The sequence below is a fragment of the Aeromonas sp. HMWF014 genome (assembly GCF_963878295.1).
Classification (GTDB): Bacteria; Pseudomonadota; Gammaproteobacteria; order Enterobacterales; family Aeromonadaceae; genus Aeromonas; species Aeromonas popoffii.
In genome coordinates this window covers 3,250-7,107 of the sequence record NZ_CAWNYS010000547.1, presented here as the reverse complement: position 1 = coordinate 7,107, position 3,858 = coordinate 3,250, and the positions used below count along the sequence as shown (strand labels likewise).

General features: G+C 59.8%; 5 protein-coding genes and 1 pseudogene. 4 read left to right on the top strand and 2 right to left on the bottom strand.

Going from position 1 to position 3,858, the window contains the following annotated elements:
* The 4 genes from pdxA to AAC083_RS21260 form a co-directional block, all read left to right on the top strand.
* Positions 1 to 884: 4-hydroxythreonine-4-phosphate dehydrogenase PdxA (pdxA, locus tag AAC083_RS21275; RefSeq protein ID WP_108537652.1), on the top strand; the 884-nt coding region annotated here is incomplete at its 5' end.
* Positions 874 to 1,701: a 16S rRNA (adenine(1518)-N(6)/adenine(1519)-N(6))-dimethyltransferase RsmA gene (gene rsmA / locus AAC083_RS21270; RefSeq protein ID WP_181364847.1), complete on the top strand. Its 828-nt coding sequence runs from the start codon at positions 874 to 876 to the stop codon at positions 1,699 to 1,701. The genes pdxA and rsmA, both read left to right, overlap by 11 nt.
* Positions 1,702 to 1,705: 4 nt before the next feature.
* Positions 1,706 to 2,068 (top strand): Co2+/Mg2+ efflux protein ApaG, encoded by a 363-nt coding sequence (gene apaG, locus AAC083_RS21265; RefSeq protein ID WP_042035091.1) that lies wholly within the window; start codon positions 1,706 to 1,708, stop codon positions 2,066 to 2,068.
* Between the two features lie 6 nt (positions 2,069 to 2,074).
* A complete protein-coding gene (locus AAC083_RS21260) occupies positions 2,075 to 2,896 on the top strand; it encodes a symmetrical bis(5'-nucleosyl)-tetraphosphatase (protein WP_108537649.1) in 822 nt (273 codons plus the stop codon).
* A gap of 114 nt (positions 2,897 to 3,010) precedes the next feature.
* Here the strand turns inward: AAC083_RS21260 and AAC083_RS21255 are convergent, their stop codons facing one another.
* Entirely contained in the window at positions 3,011 to 3,511 is a 501-nt protein-coding gene (locus tag AAC083_RS21255) for a 2TM domain-containing protein (RefSeq protein ID WP_108537650.1), read from the bottom strand.
* 123 nt (positions 3,512 to 3,634) lie between these two features.
* Positions 3,635 to 3,858: pseudogene (locus tag AAC083_RS23450) on the bottom strand (VOC family protein); the annotation flags it as partial.

Here is a 3,858-nt window from a genome sequence, read left to right as displayed (position 1 = left end):
ATCCTGCCCTGATGCTCGAACGGGCCGCCCTGCTGGGGCTGCCCATCGAACTGAATCCCTATGATGCCAACACCCCTGCCCAGCCGCAGCGAGCAGGTACCCTGACCCTCTGTCCTGTGGCCCTGGGTGCCCCCGTGGCAGCGGGTGAACTCGATGAGGGCAACGGCGCCTATGTGCTGGCGACCCTGCAGCGCGCCTGTGACGGCAACCTCAGCGGCGAGTTTTCCGCCGTGGTGACCGGCCCGGTACACAAGGGGATCATCAACCAGGCGGGAGTCTCGTTCAGTGGTCACACCGAATTCTTCGCCCAGCAGTCTGACACCGCCGCTGTGGTGATGCTGCTGGCGACGGAAGGCTTGCGGGTGGCGCTGGCAACCACTCATATCCCGCTGGCCTACGTGGCGATGGCGATCACCGAAGATCGCCTCGGCAAGGTGATCCGCATCCTGGATGCGGATCTCAAAACCAAGTTTGGCATCGCCAACCCCCGAATTTACGTCTGCGGCCTCAATCCCCACGCCGGGGAAGGGGGCCATCTCGGCCGTGAAGAGATTGACGTGATCGAACCCGCCCTGGCCGGCTTGCGCCAGGAGGGGATCGATCTGGTCGGCCCTCTGCCAGCCGATACCCTGTTCCAGGACAAATACCTCAAGGATGCGGATGCGGTACTCGCCATGTACCACGACCAGGGACTGCCCGTGCTCAAATACAAGGGCTTTGGCAGTTCGGTCAATATCACCCTTGGACTTCCTTTCATCCGCACTTCGGTGGATCACGGCACTGCGCTGGATCTCGCAGGCAAGGGCCTGGCGGATCCTGGCAGTCTGATCACCGCGATTAACCACGCCATCAAGATGGTAGAGAAAAAAAGATATGAGCAGTAAGGTGCAGAGCAACAAGGTGCACATGGGCCACACGGCCCGTAAGCGTTTCGGTCAGAACTTCTTGCACGACCGCTATGTGATCGATCAGATAGTGGCCGCCATCAACCCTCAACCGGGGCAGAACCTGGTGGAGATAGGTCCGGGTCTGGCCGCGCTGACCGAACCGGTCGCCTCCCAGATGGACAAAATGACCGTGGTCGAACTTGACCGGGATCTGGCCGCGCGCCTGCGTGAGCATCCGACCCTCAAGGACAAGCTGACCGTGATCGAGGCCGACGCCATGCGCTTCGACTTCGGCACCCTGATGGGTGAAGGCAAGGGGCCGCTGCGCATCTTCGGCAACCTGCCCTATAACATCTCCACGCCGCTGATCTTCCACCTGTGCGAGTTCGCCGACCGGGTAGAAGACATGCACTTCATGCTGCAAAAAGAAGTGGTATTGCGGATGTGTGCTGGTCCTGGCAGCAAAGCCTATGGCCGCCTGAGCGTCATGGTTCAGTACTACTGTCAGGTAGTGCCAGTGCTGGAAGTGGGCCCGGGCGCCTTCAAACCCGCCCCCAAGGTCGACTCTGCCGTAGTGCGCCTGATGCCGCACAAAAACCCGACCATAGTCGCCAAAGACATCCGCTGCCTGAGCCGCGTCTGTACCGAAGGCTTTGGCCAGCGTCGCAAGACCATCCGCAACAGCTTCGCCAACTTCATTACCGACGCCCAGCTGACCGAGCTTGGGATCGATGGCAACCTGCGCCCGGAGAATCTCTCCCTGGAGCAGTTCGTCATGATCGCCAACTGGCTGGCGGATCAGCAACAGGCCTGATCCCGTGGCACACCCGCACATAGTGATCCGCCCATACCCCAGTTATGTGGCGGATACCCAAGACCCTTACCAGTTCCACTATCTGATCGAAATTGAGAACCTGGGGCCCGGCCCGGCGCAGCTGCTGCACCGGCGCTGGCTCATCACGGATGCCAATGGCAAGATGCTGGAAGTCGAGGGCCCCGGCGTCGTCGGGGAGCAGCCCCTGATTGCGGAAGGGGAGACCTTTCGCTATCAGAGCGGCGTGCCGCTCGACACTCCCGTTGGGGTGATGGAAGGGAGCTATACCCTGCAAGATGCGTCAGGGCAGCCGTTCGAAGCGCCCATAGCGCCTTTTACCTTGGCCGTCCCCCACATTATTAACTGAGGTTTCATGGCGAACTGTTTTGTTGGCGATATCCAAGGCTGCCACGACGACTTGCGCCGTCTGCTGGATCTCGCAAAGTTCGATCCCGGCAACGACGTGCTCTGGCTCTGCGGCGACCTGGTCGCCCGCGGCCCGGACTCCCTCAACACACTGCGCTTCGTCAAGTCGCTGGGAAGCCGCGCCGTCACCGTGCTCGGCAACCACGACCTTCACCTGCTGGCGGTGGCCGATGGTGTCGCGCCGCTCAAGAAGAAAGACAAGCTGCAAACCCTGATGGAAGCCCCGGATCGGGACGAGCTGCTGACGTGGTTACGCCATCGCCCCCTGCTGGCGGAGTCTCCCGACCTGCCCATCATGATGGTGCATGCCGGCATCTCTCCGGCGTGGGACGCCCGCACCGCCCGCAACTGCGCCCGCGAAGTGGAGAGCTTGCTGCGCGGCGACCAGTACCAGTGGCTGTTGCACAACATGTATGGTGATCAGCCCGATGGCTGGACAGACGAGCTGGTGGGGATAGAGCGCTATCGCTACATCATCAACACCTTCACCCGCATGCGCTTCTGCTATTTCGACGGCCGGCTCGAGTTCAAGTGCAAGAAGGGTCCTAGAGAGTCCACACCCGGCCTGCGCCCCTGGTTCGAGCAACGTGAACACCACGTGGATGACCCTATCCTGGTGTTCGGCCACTGGGCGGCCCTGATGGGCAACACCGGCAAGCAGGATATCAAGGCGCTCGATACCGGCTGCGTCTGGGGCAACAGTCTCACTCTGTGGCGCTACGAGGATGATGCCCTGATCGCCACCCCCTGCCCGGTTCACGCCAGCTAGGGCGGCGCTGCATGCCGCACTGATTGCCAAGACCCGCACCAATCACAAAGCCCGGCAACCTGCCGGGCTTTCTGTTTTTTTGTGCCCTGTTCTCTGTTTTATGGGAGGAGTACGTTACAGCTTGCACCCCAGTCGCCTCTCGATCTGGCAACGCTCCCACTCAGGGCCAAATAGCTTGAAGGGTTGGTACACACTGATACCATGGGATGCCAGTCCTAACCCCCACCCCAGAGCTGACCACCTGGCCCAGATGTACTCCGGATTGCTCAGGTAGTTGATCACAAATAGCCCGCACATCACCAAAAAATAACTAACAGCATGGTAATAGAAGCCCTTGAGCCTCTCCACATAACGCATGGCTGCCTGCTCTTCCATCGATACCTGTAACACGCTTCTATCTGTCATTTCATTCCCTCTCATCTCGCGCTCCTGTTGCTCTGACCCATCCAGTTGAGCCACATCGAGTTCAAAGACGGAGGCCAGGGCTTTGAGGGATTCCAATCCGGGTTGCTGCCCCTGCTCGATCCGCTGAATAGTGCGGACACTCAAACCAGTCAACGTCGCCAACTGATCCTGGGACCAACCCCGTTGCAATCTCAACTTCCTGACGATCATCTCGAACTCCTTGTGGTAATTGACAGGGCCAGCATAGGGCTTGCGCCGCGAAAGGTGACACGACAGATGGCCGACATCCACCTGACAATCCTTTAAAATCATTAGGTTAAATTGTAATCCTGGTCAGTCAGCCGGTCGTTCCCCCAGATATTGAACAAACCGTAACAAATAACCATCGGGATCCTGCAGCAAAAATTCGCGCTGCCCAGCCAGCATATCTCCCACCGGATACCAGGCTTCAGTGGGCTGCCGAAAAAGCGTAATGCCGGCGCTCTGCAACCGGTCGAGTAGCGGCTGGATGTCGGTCAGCTCCATCTGCAAATTGATCCCCCGGCCGAACGGTGCCT

Coding starts and splice junctions, on each gene's coding strand:
- rsmA (WP_181364847.1), top strand. CDS start 874: ATGAGCAGTAAGGTGCAGAGCAACAAGGTGCACATGGGCCACACGGCC.
- AAC083_RS21260 (WP_108537649.1), top strand. CDS start 2,075: ATGGCGAACTGTTTTGTTGGCGATATCCAAGGCTGCCACGACGACTTG.
- AAC083_RS21255 (WP_108537650.1), bottom strand. CDS start 3,511: ATGATCGTCAGGAAGTTGAGATTGCAACGGGGTTGGTCCCAGGATCAG.